At 55.7% G+C, this 16,650-nt stretch carries 20 protein-coding genes; 1 reads left to right on the top strand and 19 read right to left on the bottom strand.

Going from position 1 to position 16,650, the window contains the following annotated elements; genetic code table 11:
• The first annotated feature begins 10 nt into the window (after nt 1–10).
• Nucleotides 11–694, top strand: a complete 684-nt coding sequence (locus tag HV229_RS09895; RefSeq protein WP_131346268.1) for an ABC transporter ATP-binding protein — start codon at nt 11–13, stop codon at nt 692–694.
• 23 nt (nt 695–717) lie between these two features.
• On the opposite strand, the gene ldtA is transcribed toward HV229_RS09895, so the two are convergent.
• The 19 genes from ldtA to HV229_RS09800 all read right to left on the bottom strand — a co-directional run bounded on the left by ldtA (nt 718) and on the right by HV229_RS09800 (nt 16,643).
• Nucleotides 718–1,647, bottom strand: coding sequence for a L,D-transpeptidase (ldtA, locus tag HV229_RS09890; protein ID WP_053390209.1), 930 nt, complete (start codon nt 1,645–1,647; stop codon nt 718–720).
• Nucleotides 1,648–2,501: 854 nt separating this feature from the next.
• The gene (cobT, locus tag HV229_RS09885; RefSeq protein ID WP_016156857.1) at nt 2,502–3,566 is read right to left on the bottom strand and encodes a nicotinate-nucleotide--dimethylbenzimidazole phosphoribosyltransferase; all 1,065 of its coding nucleotides are present in this window, start codon (nt 3,564–3,566) and stop codon (nt 2,502–2,504) included.
• A gap of 24 nt (nt 3,567–3,590) precedes the next feature.
• Nucleotides 3,591–4,334, bottom strand: coding sequence for an adenosylcobinamide-GDP ribazoletransferase (gene cobS / locus HV229_RS09880; RefSeq protein WP_019077089.1), 744 nt, complete (start codon nt 4,332–4,334; stop codon nt 3,591–3,593).
• The gene (cobU, locus tag HV229_RS09875) at nt 4,331–4,876 is read right to left on the bottom strand and encodes a bifunctional adenosylcobinamide kinase/adenosylcobinamide-phosphate guanylyltransferase (protein ID WP_016156859.1); all 546 of its coding nucleotides are present in this window, start codon (nt 4,874–4,876) and stop codon (nt 4,331–4,333) included. The genes cobS and cobU overlap by 4 nt, the downstream gene beginning before the upstream one ends.
• Nucleotides 4,873–6,393: a cobyric acid synthase gene (locus tag HV229_RS09870; protein WP_080858867.1), complete on the bottom strand. Its 1,521-nt coding sequence runs from the start codon at nt 6,391–6,393 to the stop codon at nt 4,873–4,875. Before HV229_RS09870 ends, cobU begins: the two co-directional genes overlap by 4 nt.
• Entirely contained in the window at nt 6,390–7,205 is an 816-nt protein-coding gene (locus tag HV229_RS09865) for an energy-coupling factor ABC transporter ATP-binding protein (RefSeq protein WP_046275697.1), read from the bottom strand. Before HV229_RS09865 ends, HV229_RS09870 begins: the two co-directional genes overlap by 4 nt.
• 8 nt (nt 7,206–7,213) lie before the next feature.
• Complete coding sequence (locus tag HV229_RS09860; RefSeq protein WP_049040276.1) at nt 7,214–7,891, bottom strand: energy-coupling factor ABC transporter transmembrane protein; 678 nt, start codon at nt 7,889–7,891, stop codon at nt 7,214–7,216.
• The gene (locus HV229_RS09855; protein WP_006683999.1) at nt 7,878–8,159 is read right to left on the bottom strand and encodes an energy-coupling factor ABC transporter substrate-binding protein; all 282 of its coding nucleotides are present in this window, start codon (nt 8,157–8,159) and stop codon (nt 7,878–7,880) included. Before HV229_RS09855 ends, HV229_RS09860 begins: the two co-directional genes overlap by 14 nt.
• 2 nt (nt 8,160–8,161) lie before the next feature.
• Entirely contained in the window at nt 8,162–8,899 is a 738-nt protein-coding gene (gene cbiM / locus HV229_RS09850; protein WP_016153516.1) for a cobalt ECF transporter S component CbiM, read from the bottom strand.
• Nucleotides 8,896–9,609, bottom strand: coding sequence for a cobalt-factor II C(20)-methyltransferase (locus HV229_RS09845; RefSeq protein ID WP_095715300.1), 714 nt, complete (start codon nt 9,607–9,609; stop codon nt 8,896–8,898). Before HV229_RS09845 ends, cbiM begins: the two co-directional genes overlap by 4 nt.
• Complete coding sequence (locus tag HV229_RS09840; RefSeq protein ID WP_016156864.1) at nt 9,606–10,400, bottom strand: sirohydrochlorin cobaltochelatase; 795 nt, start codon at nt 10,398–10,400, stop codon at nt 9,606–9,608. The genes HV229_RS09845 and HV229_RS09840 overlap by 4 nt, the downstream gene beginning before the upstream one ends.
• Before the next feature lie 10 nt (nt 10,401–10,410).
• On the bottom strand, nt 10,411–11,196 hold the full coding sequence (locus HV229_RS09835; protein ID WP_047357942.1) for a cobalt-precorrin-6A reductase: 786 nt from the start codon (nt 11,194–11,196) through the stop codon (nt 10,411–10,413).
• Nucleotides 11,193–11,918: a precorrin-3B C(17)-methyltransferase gene (locus tag HV229_RS09830; protein ID WP_003030278.1), complete on the bottom strand. Its 726-nt coding sequence runs from the start codon at nt 11,916–11,918 to the stop codon at nt 11,193–11,195. The genes HV229_RS09835 and HV229_RS09830 overlap by 4 nt, the downstream gene beginning before the upstream one ends.
• Nucleotides 11,918–12,973: a cobalt-precorrin 5A hydrolase gene (cbiG, locus tag HV229_RS09825; RefSeq protein WP_016153520.1), complete on the bottom strand. Its 1,056-nt coding sequence runs from the start codon at nt 12,971–12,973 to the stop codon at nt 11,918–11,920. Before cbiG ends, HV229_RS09830 begins: the two co-directional genes overlap by 1 nt.
• Entirely contained in the window at nt 12,954–13,727 is a 774-nt protein-coding gene (locus HV229_RS09820; protein ID WP_003030275.1) for a cobalt-precorrin-4 methyltransferase, read from the bottom strand. The genes cbiG and HV229_RS09820 overlap by 20 nt, the downstream gene beginning before the upstream one ends.
• Entirely contained in the window at nt 13,720–14,289 is a 570-nt protein-coding gene (locus HV229_RS09815) for a decarboxylating cobalt-precorrin-6B (C(15))-methyltransferase (protein WP_016153521.1), read from the bottom strand. Before HV229_RS09815 ends, HV229_RS09820 begins: the two co-directional genes overlap by 8 nt.
• Nucleotides 14,279–14,884, bottom strand: a complete 606-nt coding sequence (locus HV229_RS09810) for a cobalt-precorrin-7 (C(5))-methyltransferase (protein ID WP_181547446.1) — start codon at nt 14,882–14,884, stop codon at nt 14,279–14,281. The genes HV229_RS09815 and HV229_RS09810 overlap by 11 nt, the downstream gene beginning before the upstream one ends.
• On the bottom strand, nt 14,878–16,014 hold the full coding sequence (cbiD, locus tag HV229_RS09805) for a cobalt-precorrin-5B (C(1))-methyltransferase CbiD (protein ID WP_016153523.1): 1,137 nt from the start codon (nt 16,012–16,014) through the stop codon (nt 14,878–14,880). Before cbiD ends, HV229_RS09810 begins: the two co-directional genes overlap by 7 nt.
• Entirely contained in the window at nt 16,011–16,643 is a 633-nt protein-coding gene (locus HV229_RS09800; RefSeq protein ID WP_008785140.1) for a cobalt-precorrin-8 methylmutase, read from the bottom strand. The genes cbiD and HV229_RS09800 overlap by 4 nt, the downstream gene beginning before the upstream one ends.
• Between the last annotated feature and the right edge of the window lie 7 nt (nt 16,644–16,650).

Raw genomic sequence — 16,650 nt, 5'->3', positions numbered from 1 at the left:
GAGAGTAACAATGTCAGAAATTGCATTACGACTCCAGGATGTGCACGTTGCCTACGGCAACAGCCAGCAATCGGTGCTGAGCGGGTTTTCAATGTCGGTACGTAAAGGAGAGATCGCCTGTCTACTGGGCGCTTCAGGTTGCGGAAAAACCACCGTGTTACGCGCAGTTGCCGGATTTGAACGGCTGCGAAGCGGAGAGATCTATGTGTCGCAGCGCCGCGTTGCCGGTTCCGGTGTTCATCTGCCGCCGGAAAAACGGCATGTCGGCATGGTCTTTCAGGAATATGCGTTATTCCCTCACCTGACCGCGCAACAAAACGTGGCCTTTGGGTTACGACGTATGCCGCGTGAGCAGCAGCAGGTCCGGGTGGCGGAGCTGTTAAAAATGGTGGAGTTGCACAGTCATGCCAGCCGTTATCCGCATGAACTGTCCGGCGGTCAACAGCAGCGTATCGCTCTTGCGCGCGCGCTGGCGCCGCATCCGGAAATCCTGCTGCTCGATGAGCCTTTCTCCAGCCTTGATAAGCGCACGCGTGAGCGTCTTGGCAACGAGGTGCGGGATATTTTGCGTGCCGCCGGGCAAACGGCACTGCTGGTTACACACAGCGAACACGAGGCGCAGCTAATGGCAGACCATATTGGCGTGGTAAAAATGGGGCAGTATCAAATTAAAAAAGCGACCCACCCAGACTAAAGGTCACAGGGGCGCCTTGAAAATTAGTAATGGGTCTGAATCAGACTGATATTCACCGGCATGCCGGAGCGTCTTTCCAGTGCCTGATTTCCGCGACTCACATCCACGTCATTCCCGCTGATGAAGGTGCGCAGCGCGGGGGTGACTGGCAAGGGAACTTTTCTGTCAGACTCGTATTCCGACCGGTTTCGTGACAGTGGTTCATGCACTTCCACCCAGCGACTACCGTCCGGCTCTACGCTGTATTTCACCGGTCGGTCTATCAGTTGCACACGCGTCCCTACCGGTACGGTATCAAACAGATATTTAATGTCGTCATTACGCAAACGGATACACCCCTGACTTACCCGCAGACCAATACCGAAATTCGCATTTGTGCCATGAATGGCATAAAGCCTGCCGATATAAATCGCATACAGTCCCATCGGGTTATCTGGCCCGGCAGGAACAAACGCAGGCAGGCTTTCCCCACGTGCTGCGTATTCGCGCCGGGTATTCGGCGTAGGCGTCCAGCTTGGTGCTTCCTGCTTACGTTCTACCGCCGTCACCCAGTTACGCGGCGTTTCTCTACCCGCCTGGCCAATGCCAATGGGTAAAACCTCAACCGTATTGCTGCCAGCGGGATAATAGTAAAGGCGCATTTCTGCGACGTTGATTACGATCCCCTCGCGTACAGTATCCGGTAATATCAGTTGCTGTGGCACAACCAGCGTCGAGCCAGACTTAGGCAGAAAAACATCCACGCCGGGATTGGCCTCCAGCATATTGCTCAACCCCTGTCCGTACTGCGCGGCAAAAGCTTCCAACGGCTGAGTGTTTCCTGAAGGTACCGTAATGGTCAAAGGGCTCCCCACCAGGCGACTGCCTTCAGGCGGGAGCGGATAACTCACCGCCTGCGCGCTCTGACTCACGAGCAGCATAATGAGTGAACAAAGCAGTTTTACACGACGCATCTTTTTCCTTTCCTTCGCCGCAGCAGATATCCGTTAATTATAGCTTTTATTATCTGTTTTAGTGGGTTACGACTAAAATCCGCATAAAAAAGCCGCCTGAGGCTAATGCAATTCAGTTAACGCCTATGTATCAGAAAGCATCACCTGTGTTGGCAGAAGTTATGAATATGCTATCTCACGGTAAGGGTTCCGTTCACCTCATGTGCATCGTTTATCTGAAACACCGATTCCTGTGAACATGTAAAGGGCGTTCTCCGCCACGCCCTTTACAATCCCGGCTCCCGGCGGGAAAATTGCCGCTCCGCGGTCCCCTCCGTTTATTCCTCCAGGCTACCGGGCCGGGCGCGAGGTAGCATCCCTGCAAAACGCGCCCTGAACCCGCATCCCTGCGGGTTCTCCCGGCCTTACGGAAACACGTCGGCAATTTTCAGCCGGACCAGCCCACACCTGACCACCTGCGTTTTTTATCTGAACAGCAAAACAGAGTTAACTGGAAGTCAGTGCGTTGCAGCGATGACCCCGGTCCGGCTGAAAATCGATGAGGCGTTGACGGCTGACCGGGTCTGCCCGCAGGGATGCGGGCAGAGGGGACGGCCTGCAGGGACGCAGGCCCGGCCCCGACCCGACAGGCAGACGGCATAAGACGAATGAATCGCGCAGCGACGATTTTCCCGCCGGAAGCCTGGGTTGCAAGGGAGGCGGCGGTGAGCCTCCCTTGCACGTTCACGGGTATCTGCGCTTCAGAGAATTGCTACCGCCGAGGTGAACGGAACCCTTAGCAAGAATCACATGTTCCCCATAATGCTTAACTGAACGGTATTGCACCATGGGGCGAGGTTCAGCGTGGCCAAAAACTATGCTTCCTTACCATCCGGAAGCACAATATTGCTGGCGGCGAGCTGCCCCATGTTGTTGTACATTGCACAGGCGGCTTCAACAATCGGCATCGCCAGCGCGGCCCCGCTGCCTTCGCCCAAACGCATCCCCATATTGAGATACGGCTCCAGTTCAAGATGCGCCAGCGCGGTGCGAGCCCCCTTCTCGGCGGAGAAATGTGACGGGATCAGGTAAGGTTTAATCTGCGGCGCAATCTGGCAGGCCGCCAGCGCGGCGGAATAAGAGAGAAAACCGTCCAGCACAACCGGCAGGCCGCAGGAGGCCGCCCCCAACATCACCCCCGCCATGCCGACCAGATCAAACCCGCCTACCTTAGCCAGCACATCGATACCGTCATTACGATCCGGTTGATTGACGGCAATTGCTCGCCGCACAACATCGACTTTATTGCCGACTCTTGAAAGCGGCAGGTTAGCGCCGATACCCACCACGTCCTCGGCATCGCTGCCGGTCAGTACGCTGACGATTGCCGCCGCTGGCGTCGTATTTGCCATACCAAGTTCACCGACGCCAAACAGCGTTACGCCGTCTTTGGCCAGCTCATGGGTATAGCGGATAACCTCCAGCAGCAGCTCCTCGGCCTGCGAACGACTCATTGCCGGGCCTTGTGCAATATTGCCGCAGCCGCGCGCCACGCGCATATTCACCACGCCAGGGATAAGCTCAGCATCGATGCCGACATCAATCACATGTACCTTTGCCCCCGCCTGAGCGGCCAGCACACAAACGCCTGTCGTCCCACGCGTCATATTAGCAGCCTGAATAGCCGTGACGATTTTAGGCGAAACGGCAACCCCTTCATCCCATACACCGTGATCGGCGCACATCACCAGCATCGCTTTGCCATTCACATGCGGTACGCCCTTCAGACCCGGCATTCCGGCCAGTTGCACGGCGAGCGACTCGAGTCGACCAAGACTTCCTGGCGGTTTAAGCAAGCCATCGACATGCTGCTGTGCACGCAGCATCGCAGCACTATCAGGTGAAGGGATTGCGTGGAGTAAAGAGGTTAAAGTCTGCATAAGGGTTCCAGTATGTTGGCTGACTCAGAGCAGAGCCAGCAGGAAAATCAACTCGCCAAGTTCAATGGCTGCGCCCAGCGTATCGCCGGTCTGCCCACCCAACGTGCGTTTTAATAACTGCCCAAGAATAAAAATCGCCACTATCGTAACAACCAGCGCCGCCACGCCGCGCATGCCAGGAAGAAGCACGGCAGCCAGGATCGCCGCAAATCCCAACGTGACGCAGGTTTGACGCCCGGTGACTTTACCGATAAAGACGTTGCCCAGCCCTTCTTCGCGGGCGTAGCGATGTCGATACATCAGCAAAACAGCGGTACCCCGCCCGGCGACACAAGCGGCTGCAAGCGCCGCCAGCATCGGCGTGCCCCGCAAAGCCAGTTCGCTCACCACCAGCACTTTTGCCAGCAACACGAAAATTAACGCCAGTCCACCGTGAGTCCCCAGGCGGCTGTCACGCATGATTTCCAGCATCCGCTCGCGTCGACGCGCCGAAAAAATACCGTCACAGGTATCCGCCAGACCGTCGAGATGAAATCCCCCGGTCAATAACGCCAGCGTGAGAACTGCAAACAGGGCCGCCAACGGCACCCCACACCAGGGCTGCAGCGCCATAAAGACCAGCCCCGTCAGCCCTCCCAGCACCACGCCAATTAGCGGGAACATCACAATGCCACGTGAATAGTGCTCGAAATCCAGTCCTTGCGACCAGCGAGCAGGAACGGGCAAGCGACTAATAAAAGAGAGCATTGCCCAGAACAACTTACTCATTTAATTTTGACTCCAATTCCTGATACCACCAGCCAGACCTCATCAGCCGCCGCCGCCAGTCGCTGGTTCACACGTCCTGCAATATCGCGAAAATGCCGTGCCAGACGGTTCTCCGGTACAATCCCCATTCCGACTTCGTTAGTGACCAGCACAACCTTCGCCGGACAGCGCTGACAGGCCGCAATCAGCGAACGAATTTCATCCTCAATAGATTGCTCCATCGCCGCGTAATCCCAGCTATCCGGGTCGCTGTCACCGCCCAGCGCAAACAGCAGGTTAGTCACCATCGTGGTGATGCACTCCAGCAGAATGGCTTCTTGTGGATCGTTTGCTGCCGTAATCAGTTCATCGAGATGTTGCCAGCGTTCGGCTGTACGCCAGTGTGCAGGACGTCCGTCACGATGATGCTGAATTCGCGCAGCCATCTCCTCATCAAAAATCTGCGAAGTCGCGATATACAAAACGTTTGGAGAATCTGCGATCAGCGCTTCCGCATGCCGACTCTTGCCGCTTCGCGCGCCGCCAGTCACCAGAATCATCATACTGGCTCCCGGTGTTGCTGCATGATGGTATAAATTCTCTCAATATCGATGTGTTGCCGCATCGCATCCGCCAGCAGATCAAACTGCTGCGATTTATATTGCGCGTAATGGAAGGTGGAATCCAGCGGCGCTAACCCTTTACGTTCTCGCAGGCCATTAACCAGCGCACGGGTAAATTCATCGCTGTCGAACAGACCGTGAAGATAGGTGCCAAACGCCAGGCCATCGGCAGTGACCGCGCCATCAGCCACGTTGCCACCGTCTTTACGCAGCGTCATCACCGACCGGCATTCCTCGGTTAATGCCGTTTCGCCCATATGGATTTCATAACCGCGAACGGATAATCCCGCGGTACCCGCCAGCCAGTCCGGCAGCGAGGAGGACATTTGTCCCTCAACCAGGGTCGTGGTTTTATGCTGGGCAAAATGCGTTACGGTATTGAGCAAGCCCAGACCCGGCAACGTACCGAGTCCTGACTCAACTTCATCAATGATGGTTTCGCCGAGCATTTGATAGCCACCGCAAATCCCCACTACGGGTACGTTATTACGATGTAATTGCACCACGCCATGCGCCATCCCGCTTTCACGCAGCCACACCAGATCGCCCAGGGTGTTTTTGCTGCCGGGCAGAATCACCAGATCGGCCCCCGCCAACTCTTCAGGCTGGCGAACATAGCGCACGCGCACATCCGGCTGTGCGGCAAGCGCATTGAAATCAGTAAAGTTAGAAATGTGTGGTATCTGAACAACGGCGATATCGATGTCGCGTTTGTCTGTGCGCAAATATTTGCCCTTTTGCAGCGCAACGCCATCTTCATCTTCCAGATCAACGTCCAGCCATGGCATGACGCCCAGGACCGGAACGCCGGTCAGCGCTTCAATTTGCTCAATCCCGGAATACAGCAACGCCACATCACCGCGAAACTTATTGATGATCACCCCTTTTACCCTGGCGCGTTCATGGTCGTGCAGTAGCGCCAGCGTGCCGTAAATGGAGGCAAACACCCCGCCGCGGTCGATATCCGCCACCAGAACGACAGGGCACTGCGCCATTTCAGCCATACCCATATTGACGATATCGCGATCGCGCAGGTTAATCTCAGCCGGGCTTCCCGCCCCTTCCAGTACCAGCACATCGAACTCCTGCGCCAGACTGTTATAAACAGACAGGATTTGATCCCGTAGTTTCGGTTTGTACTCGTGGTAGCTCACCGCATCCATATCGGTTGCCACTTTGCCCATCAGCACAACCTGCGCTTTACGATCGCTGGTCGGCTTAAGCAGCACCGGATTCATACGCACATCTGGCGTAATACCGGCGGCCTCAGCCTGAAAAATTTGCGCGCGGCCCATCTCTTTGCCCTCTGGCGTAATGCCAGAGTTCAGCGCCATGTTCTGCGATTTGAACGGTGCGGTACGCAGTCCATCCTGATAAAAAATTCGACACAGACCGGCGACCAACACGCTTTTACCTACATCAGATGCCGTTCCCTGCAACATTATTGCCTGCGTCATGACGCCTCCTTCAGTGCGTTCTCTCGCATACAGCTAAAAAATTCAGCCTCTGTTTTACACAGCGGGAAACCCAGCTCGGTATGCAGCTTCACCAGCCAGGGCTGAGTTAATCCCGCTTGTTCAATAAGATCCGTTCGGGCAAACACATCACCCGGCGAGCCGTGTGTTAGCACTTCCCCCCGGCGTAAAACGTACACTGCATCGCTGACTTCATAGATAAGATCGATATCATGGCTGGAGATAACCACGTGGTTTCCTTGCGCTACGATGCGTTTGATTATCTCAATCATCTGCGTGCGACCTGATGGGTCAAGGCCCGCAGTAGGTTCATCCAGTAGCAAATACTGCGCCTGCAACACCAACGCCCCGGCAATTGCCACACGTTTTTTCTGCCCGTGACTTAAACACTGAATAGGCTGATGGCGAAAATGCTGTGCATCAACCAGCGTGAGCGCATCATCCACCCGGCGGGAGATTTCAGCTTCATCCACCCCAAGGTTGCGCAGGCTGAAGGCAATATCGCTGTCGATATCAGTATAAAAAATTTGCTGGTCGGGATCCTGAAATACGGTTGCCACCTGCTGACGCAGCGCCAGCAGGCCGCGCTTGCTGTAATCCAGCGGTTTGCCTTGCCACATCACCGCGCCTTCCTGCGGGCGCAGTAAACCACTCAGGTTCATAAACAGCGTGGATTTCCCGCAGCCATTAGCACCTACCAGCCCGGTGACGGCATGCGTTGAAAAGTCCAGCGTTAGCCCTTTGAGGATCGGGTCATCCTGATAGCGAAACCAAAGCGCTGAAGTGGCAAGCATACTTTTCCTTACAGGTGAAAATCACCCTGATACAGTTTGATATCCAGTGTGGTGGTCATTTGCTGGTAGCGGATCAACACGCGGGTAAACAGCAATCCCACCAGCATCGCCAGCGAGCGATAGCCCAACGGCAAGCTACGATAACCAAAACGTAGCGTTTGTGCGCGATGAATAGCCAGCGCCTCGTCTAACAGGATAAAAATAAAGCGCCAGGTTAGCAGGATCTGCTCAGTGAGCAGGCGAGGAACGTGCGCGCGTTTGAGTAAGATAATCAATTGCGGAAACGGCAGATTCAGTACCAGCCAGAACGTCGCCGCCAGCGCAGCCAGGCTGCGCCAGAAGGTTTCATTGGCGGTGACAAGCCCTGGCGCGCTAACGCCTAACCAATAGCTTCCAACGGGGATGCTGGCCAGCAGCGTCTGCGGATCGCGGCTAAAACTAAACAGAATGGTCACGACGCCGACCGTCAGAAAACCAAACGGTAATGCCATCCAGCGACACCAGCGCCAGAAGGAAATGCGCAGCAGCCAGCAGCTCAGCGCGGCAATCAGTAACAGCTCAATACTCTGCCCCAACGGGGGCAGAGTAAACGCCAGAATCATCATCATCAGCCAGAGCAGAAATTTCCGCACGGGTGAGACATGAAACCAGCGGCTTTGATAGCTAAGCCTGTCAAGCCCGGTCATCACGGCGTTGCCTGCCCTTGGTGTAACCCAGAATGTAGAAAATCACGGCTGCGCCCAGCGATCCCTGGAGCGTAAACAGCAGGCTTTCAATCTCACCGCTTGCCGGTTCATACAAGGGCTGGAACCACGGCTCATAATGTGGGGCAATTGCCTGAATCTGACTCTCCGCCTCACCGTCTGAGCCACCGTACTCTCCACCATGGTTGATAAAGAACGGCAGGATCACCAGCGCCACTACCATCCCTAACAAAATCAGCGTCTTTTTCATCGTTAATGTCCTTGAGCGGTAATCAACTGCCGTTTGGTTAACTGGTCATAAATCATTACGGTGAGCAGACCTTCCGCTATCGCAATTGGGATCTGCGTCAGGCAGAAAATCCCCATGAACTTGATGATTGACCCCGTAGCACCGGCGGATGGGTCCGGGAACGCCACGCCCAGTTGCACCGAGGTCACGAAATAGGTGACGAGATCCGCCAGCATCGCGCACAGGAAGACGCAAACATCACGACGCAACCCCGCACGGCAGGCCATTTTCCATACCATGTAACCCACTACCGGGCCAATCACCGCCATCGACATGCCGTTAGCGCCAAGCGTTGTCAAACCACCGTGCGCCAGCAACAGCGCCTGGAACAGCAGGACGATTGCCCCAAGGATTGCCACCACGCCCGGTCCAAACAGGATAACCGCCAGGCCTACCCCGGTAGGGTGCGAGCAACTTCCGGTAACAGAAGGAATTTTCAGCGCCGACAGCACAAAAATAAACGCGCCGCACAGAGCCAGTAACACTTTTTGGTGACTATCTTCCTGCACGATTTGGCGCAGCCGCACCAGCCCGTACCACAGGCACGGTAAAAACAGCAGCCACCAGGCCAGCGCCCACATTGGCGGCAAGAAACCTTCCATTATGTGCATGGCGAACGCTTGTTCAGGAACAACCATCAGTAATAGCGCCGCAGCCAACCCGCTGAAAGACAGCTGTTTTAGCTGTTGTTCAAGCTTCATTGTGCATACTCCCACTGTTTATTGACCAGAATGGTCGAGAAATAAGGCAGCGGCTGATCGTCGCTCACCTCATCGAGATGACGCCAGCACTGTTCACCCGGCAGCGTGGCTTCAGACATCATCAATGCACAGCCCAACAAACCCTCTTGTTGCAGCAGCGCTTTGATGCGCGCAAAACGACCGTATACCTTCATCAGCACCAGACTGTCATGCTGCTTTAACGCCTGCTGGATTTCTGCTTCCGGCGCGGTACAGGAGACCACGGCCAGTGACTGTTGCTCCATGGCGAGCGGCGTTTTTGACCGCGCGGCAATCGCAGCGAAAGAGGTCACGCCCGGGACGATTTCTAACCAGTCAGGACAGCCAATACGCTGGAGTAAAAAAACCCAGGTGCTGAACAGCATGGCGTCGCCGAGTGTAATAAAGCCCACCTGCTTACCCGCTTCGACTTCCTGAACCAGCGCGGCCGCAACGTCATCCCATACCGCCTCTTTTTCGGCGCTGTCAGCACTCATAGGAAAATGGCAGCAGCGAACTTCGGTCTGCTCGCCGATATATTCACGTATGATCGACAGCGCCAGACTGTCGCCACCTTTACGCCCAGCGGGCGCATAGAGAATATCCAGCGTACCCAGCGTGCGTGCGGCCCGCACGGTGATAAGATCGGAAGCGCCTGGCCCGGTGCTTAATGCGTACAGTTTTCCGCTCATGCTGCTTCCTCCAGCGCCACATTAAGCGCCTGTTGTAAATGCGCCACGAACATAGCGCGAACCGCCGGATTCTCACCCAGACCACTGAGCCACGGCGTAGCCGGTATCCCGGCCGCATTGAACAATGTTTTCCACGAATCCTCTTCGTCAGAGGCCATATCATTGATGGCATGATCGCCAGCAACTAACATCAGCGGCATCAGATGCACCGCCGTCACCCCTTCCTGAGACAAACTTTCAATTAGCACATCGACTTCCGGGTAGCTTTCCACCGCCCCAACCCGCGCCGGGTAGCGCTGTGCCGTCATCATATGGTCGAGGCAGGCATAGGCGGCAAAGGCATGATGGCTGGCACCGTGTCCCATAAACACCACTTTTTCATTTTCGCCAAGCACCGGCATTTGCTGTTGCAGCGCCAGCATCAGTTGGGCGTAATCGTCATGGCTGCTCAGCAGCGGAACACCCAGCGTCAGGCGAGAAAAAAGCGGGCGCATGCTTTGCACTTCGCGGACAATTTTTTCGTATTCATCACCGTTGATAATGTGCAACGACTGAATAGCCACGTCCTGATACCCCTGATCCGCCAGCTTTTGCAGTGCCTGCAGCGGCGTGTCGATCTCAATGCCGTCGCGCTGCTTGAGCTTGCGGATAATCATCCCGGAGGTAAACGCCCGAAACAGGTCGCGGTCAGGGCAACTGGCTGCGAGATCGCTCTCGCAAGCCACAATATTTTTCTCACAGGTGTCGTGATAGCTGGTGCCAAAGCTGACCACCAGAAGCGCCTTTTTCATCTCTAACTCCTTAAGCAGCGGCCAGCCAGCGCGTTAAACGCGCCCCAAAGGCGGCCTGACTTTCCAGTAACTCTTCTCCCGTCACCAACGGTGCCGGACGTGTAATCACGATGCAGGGGATACCAGCATCCAGACAGGGTTGAACTTTTTCCTGATAACCACCTTCCGCACCGGATGCCTTAGTGATCACCACATCAGCCTGACACTGGCGATAAAACGCAGCGTTGAACTCGGCGCTAAACGGCCCGCACAATGCAAAAATCTCACCGACGCCAAATCCCAGGTCCGCGCATTGCTGAATAACCTCGGGTACAGGCAGGACGCGCGCCAGTAGCGTTTTTTCAGGCAACCCTTCGCGCCAGATAGCCAGATCTTTACTGCCGGTCGTCAGCAGCACGCGGTCACCGAAACGGCGCGCAACCTCGCAGGCTTGCTGAATACTCTGTACGGTATAAAGTTGCGGGTGGGTTAAACCGCTCAACTGCTCAGGACGTTGATAGCGGCTCAGCAGTACCCCCGCCGCTTCGCAGGCGTTCATGATGTTGCGGCTCACCACCTCGGCATACGGATGCGAGGCGTCTATCACCCAGCGCGTCTGATTTTCCTGTAGCCAGGCAATCATTTGTTCGCGCTCCAGACGCCCGCAGCGCACCTGACCTTTGATATCTCCCGCCAGCTGCTTCCCCGTTGGAGTCGCAACTGACAGGGTGTAGGCCACATTGGCTGCGTCCAGTTGCTGGCACAGCATGCGCGCATCGCTGGTACCGCCCATGACCAACACATCACCGTAATTCACAGCACATAACCTCGTGGCGTGATCATCAGGCCGTCCTGAACATAGGTTGTTTTGTTGCCAACGATCACAAGGCTGGTCATATCAACCGGTTCAAAGTCCATTTCACCCAGGGTGGTCAACCATTTTTCCTGTTTTTTACGTCCGGCTGACTTCACAATACCCACCGGCGTTTGCGCGCTCTTGCTGGCAGAAAGCAGCTCAAATGCGCGCGCCAGATGACCTTCGCGACCCCGACTGCGCGGGTTGTAGAAACAGATTACAAAGTCTGCTTCGCCGGCAGCCACTATGCGTTTTTCGATAACTGGCCACGGTGTTAACAGATCGCTTAAGCTGATGTGGCAGAAGTCGTGCATCAACGGCGCGCCCAGCAAAGAGGCGGCGGCAATGCTTGCCGTCATTCCTGGGATCAGCCTGACCTCAACGTCCAGCTTTTGCTTGCTGACAAGCTCAAGCACCAGCCCGGCCATACCGTAAATCCCTGCATCACCGCTGCTGATCAGCGCCACATTGTGACCTGCCTGCGCCAGTTCGATCGCCGCCTGGCAGCGTTCAATCTCTTTGCACATCCCGGTTTTGATCACCTGCTTGTCGCCAGTGAACGCTTTTACCAGGTGGGTGTAGGTTTTATAGCCAACGATGATTTCCGCTGCCTGCAATGCTTCAACGGCTTCCATGGTCATCATTGCCTGCGAGCCAGGGCCAATTCCAATTACGCTTAACATCAGTGTGAAACTCCCAAAGTGATAGTGACGCCCTGTTCTCGCAGGGTCTCGCCTAACAGTTTTCCGTGGCTCAGCAGCCAGGCTGCAGGACCGGAAACGCTTCCTGTACCCACCGTTTTGCGAACAAACGATGAGGCCGGAAAACGGTGTTCATGCTCACGCAGCGCGTCAGCAGTAAAGGTTTCGAAAGGAACGCGACAGCACGAAGCCAGTTGGATAAGTCCCTGTTCATCTTTTTTCAGCGTGATACTGCCAATCGCTTTAAGCGCCAGCGGATCGAGCTGCTGGGCTTCGAGTTGCCTGGCAAGCAGCGCGGCCAGCAACGGGAACGGCGTGTCACGACGACAACCAATTCCGGCCACAACACGTTGTGGCACCAGCTTCCAGTGCGGAACAGGCAGATCGGGTAAGTTGGTGCGTAAGGTGATACACACCAGCGCATCCAGTTCAGGAAGCTGATTGAGATCGGTTACCGTGATAAAACCGCGCCGGTCGCAATGACTGACATCCTGCGTCAGTTCATCATCCCACCACAGCCCAACCCGCTTATTACTGACCAGCATCTGATTAACGATCTTCACCGCCGAACGGAAATCACTCATCCGGGCATTCAGTTGAAATGCCAGCGTATCCAGTGCCGCCATATCGTTGACATCCGTCGCCGTGGTGATCACCGGATCGGCGCCCAACATGCCCGCCAGATACCGCGCCAGCGCATTGGCACCGCCCGCGTGACCGGAGAGCAGGCTAATGACATGCTGGGCGCGTTCATCAATGACCACCACCGCCGGATCGCAAAATTTGTCGTTGACCAGCGGGGCCAGCACGCGCACCGCAATGCCGGTCGCACCGATAAAAATCAGCGCCGAGTAATTCGCAAACGCTTCGCGGGCGGTATTCGCAAAGCCGTTTTCGAAAGGAATGAATCCCTCCTCCAGCAGCTTTTCACTGGTAAAACAGGTGACCGGCAGCATGGCCGCCAGACGTTTTGCCAGCGTAACGCCTCCCGGGGTCAGGCAAAAAAGCGCAATTGACTCAGGCTTTACGGTATTCATGGCTAAAGTCCGCCGCATAGAGTTTGGAGTAGTGATACTCCGAGCCCAGGAAATTACCGACCAGAATAAGGGCCGTTTTACGGATGCCCGCATCACGAACCTTGTCGCCAATATCCGCCAGGGTACCGCGCACGGTCTGGCTTTCCGGCCAGGTTGCCTTGTAGATCACCGCCACGGGCGTGGTCGCCGGATAACCGCCTTCAATCAAACGCTCGGCCACACGATGAATACGCTGAACGGACAGATAAATCGCCATAGATGTCTGGTGACTGGCAAATGACTCCAGCTGTTCGCGCTCCGGCACCGGCGTGCGTCCTTCCAGGCGGGTAATAATCAGGCTCTGTGAGACCTCAGGCACGGTATATTCAACGCCCAACTCCGCCGCCGCGCCAAGGAATGCGCTGACGCCGGGCACCACCTGCCAGTCAATCCCGCGTTTGGTCAGTTCCTCGCCCTGCTCGCGCACGGAACCGTACAGCGAAACATCGCCGGTTTGCAGACGCACCACGGTCTTACCCGCTTTCACTCCGGCTTCCATCAGATCAAGGATCTGCTCCAGATGCAGCTCAGCGCTGTCGTGGCATTCAGCACCAGCAGGGCAATATTCCAGCAATTCCGTGTTAATCAGCGAGCCGGCGTAGATAACAACCTGCGCCTGCTGTAGCAACCGGTAACCTTTGAGGGTAATCAGCTCGCGATCGCCAGGACCTGCGCCAACAAACCACACGCTACGGGGATCAAAAATCTCAGACATGGTTTCCTTCCTTCTGACAGGCGATAACAAATACAGGGTTATTCGGTTTGAAATAGTGACCACTGCCAAGCGTGGTAAGCGAGGAAACCTGTAGCTGCAGGCAATCCACTCCCGGTACGCCAAGATGGTCCAGATGTGCCAGCGCGGTGTTGAGGTTTTCCTGGAGGATGAATGTCATCACCAGCCGCCCTGCGGGATGCAATTGACGCATTGACCAGTCAATCAGTTCAGTCAAATGGCCGCCGCTGCCGCCCATGAAAATGGCATCGGCTTTTTCAGCGATGGTCATCGGCGCAACACCGGGAAAAATGTCGATGTTTGCACAGGCAAAATGCTGGCGGTTTTCATCCAGCAACCTGAGCGCCGCCGGATTACGCTCGATTGCCGTCACGCGCAATCCAGGGTATTGCAGCGCGGCTTCTATCGACACGCTGCCAGTTCCCGCGCCAATATCAATCAGGTGACTGGCGCGGTGTAATTCAAGTTTTGAGAGGGCAAGTGCACGTACCGCTTCTTTGGTCATCGGCACTTTCTCTCCACGTAAAAACAGCTCATCTTTCATCAAGGATCACCACTGCATTCATGTCATAGTCGGCGTTAACTTCGCTCACAGGCAGGAAATGGATCCGTTCGTTTTCCATTGCCAGGTTTTCGCCAATCACCATACAGCGATGTCCCTTGCCTCGTGCAATGAGCTGCTGCGCAATTTCACGCGGGCCGCACTGCGCATCTGTCACCATCGCCACCTTGTTATGTCGCGCCAGTTCATCGAAACAGACGCTGCGACCATGGCTACTGGTCAGCCACATATCGTTCATATCAATACCGGACTGCGCACACAGGTACTGCACCGCGCTAATACCGGGAATAATGCGCACATTTTCAATACCAAAATGCGCCACCATGCGCGTCCCGATGCCGTAAAACAGCGGATCGCCAGATGCCAGCACCACAACGCGTTGCTCCTGGTGCGCGCAAATCCAGTTCAAAAGTTCGAGAATATTGGCGCCGAGAACAAACTGTTCACCGGTAAAATCCGGGAATTGCTGCAAATGTCGCTTTCCACCGACCAGAACATCAGCCGTTGCGACCGCTTCACGCGCCGCAGGCGTCATCAAATGCAAACCGGCTGGCCCCATCCCTACAACGGTTAACATTGCATCTCCTCAGCAATCTCTGCGACCGGGCGATTACTTCCAAGCACCTGATTATCAAAAGAGAACATGATGGCGTCACAGGTCGGGGGATTTTTGGTAAAGCGCAACGTTTGCAGGACGCGCATACAGATGCGCTTAGCCAGATGGTTGTAAATGTGCTGAAAACCGTATGCTTCTATGTGTTCCATCGCCGCCTCGGTGGTATCGCAGTCGCTGACCAGCGTGAGCAGTTCCAGCGGCGCCCCCAGTAACGCGAGGTGGGCCACCAGCGTTTCCATGCGAGCATCGGCAATATGGCTGTGGGTATGAAAGATCCCCGCCGCAATTTTGACGAGCTTACCAGGGTGTCCCACCAGCACAATTTGTCGGAACCCCAGACGTACGGCTTCTTCAATCATGTAGCCGACAAAATTGCTCATAGTGACCACAACCTGGGTGTCGATCCCCATCTGCTCACGCACAAAACGTTCGCCGTGGTTTCCTGGCACCAGTACGACACGCTCCAGCCCCGCCGCTCGCTTAATTTCCAGCTCCAGCGACAGTGAACGTTTCCAGCTTTCTTCAGACATCGGCGTGACGATCCCAGTCGTACCAATGATCGAAATGCCGCCCAGAATGCCAAGGCGGGAGTTGTAGGTTTTTTGCGCCCGCTCTTCGCCTTCCGGCGCGAAAATTTCAATTTGCGCCCCACGATTCGGACCAATCGCCTCACGAACCGCAGACTCAATGGTCTGGCGAGGTGTGCGATTAATCGCCGAACTGCCCACTGGCAGGCCGATCCCTTTGCGGGTTACCGTGCCAACGCCTTCCCCGCCCTGAAGGGTTATCTCTTTGCTATCGTTTAACGTCACGCGGGCAAAAATCAGCATGCCGTGAGTGGCATCCACATCATCGCCACCGTCTTTGCGGATGGCGGCTATCGCCTGCTGTCCTTCGATATGCGGTGACTCTACGTTCAGACACAGCGTCACACCTGATGGCGTCACGATAGAAACCTGATGGATCAGGTGTTGGCGCAATACCATCAGCGCCGCCACTTTTGCCGCCGCCGTCGCGCACGATCCCGTGGTATATCCTTTACGCAGCGCTTTACCGTTGTGCCACACAGGCGTATCGAAGGACTCGCTCATCGCGCCCCCTGCATGTGATAAAGCATGGCGTTGACGATCGCGGCGGCGACGTTACTTCCTCCTTTACGACCTAACGCAGCAATGGCGGGCAGATTGCTTTGGGTCAGTGCATCTTTCGACTCTTCTGCACCGACGAACCCAACCGGTACACCAACTACGCCACTGACGGCCACATCATGCTCAAGCAGGCGGAACAGCGCTGTCGGCGCGTTGCCAAACACAAACAGCTTTTCACCCTCTTCCTTCACCGCAATGTCAACGGCCGCCATTGACCGGGTAATGCCCTGCTCTTTTGCCGTCCGCACGACCCGCGGGTCGCTGATGTAGCAGCGGCATTCGCCACCGAATTTTGCCAGCAGCGTTTTATTAATCCCGGAAAGGGCCATAGTGGTATCGGTATAAATCACGCTCGAACGGCTAAGCGCCGCACAGAACTGCTCCAGCACATCACTGGAAAACCACAGAATGTCCAGCCAGTCGAAATCCGCTGTCGTGTGAATAACCCGCTTGATAATGGCTTCATGTAACGGGCTGGCAAACTGATAGTCCGGGCGGGTTTCACGGATGATCTCGCCAATAATGTCGAAACTTTTGGCCTCAATCGCCTGGGGTTGCTGGATATATTGCATTGTGTTG

The sequence above is a fragment of the Citrobacter sp. RHBSTW-00524 genome (assembly GCF_013747755.1).
Lineage (GTDB): Bacteria > Pseudomonadota > Gammaproteobacteria > Enterobacterales > Enterobacteriaceae > Citrobacter > Citrobacter braakii.
The sequence above is the reverse complement of the archived record's forward strand: the minus strand, read 5'-3'. Positions and strand labels throughout refer to the sequence as shown.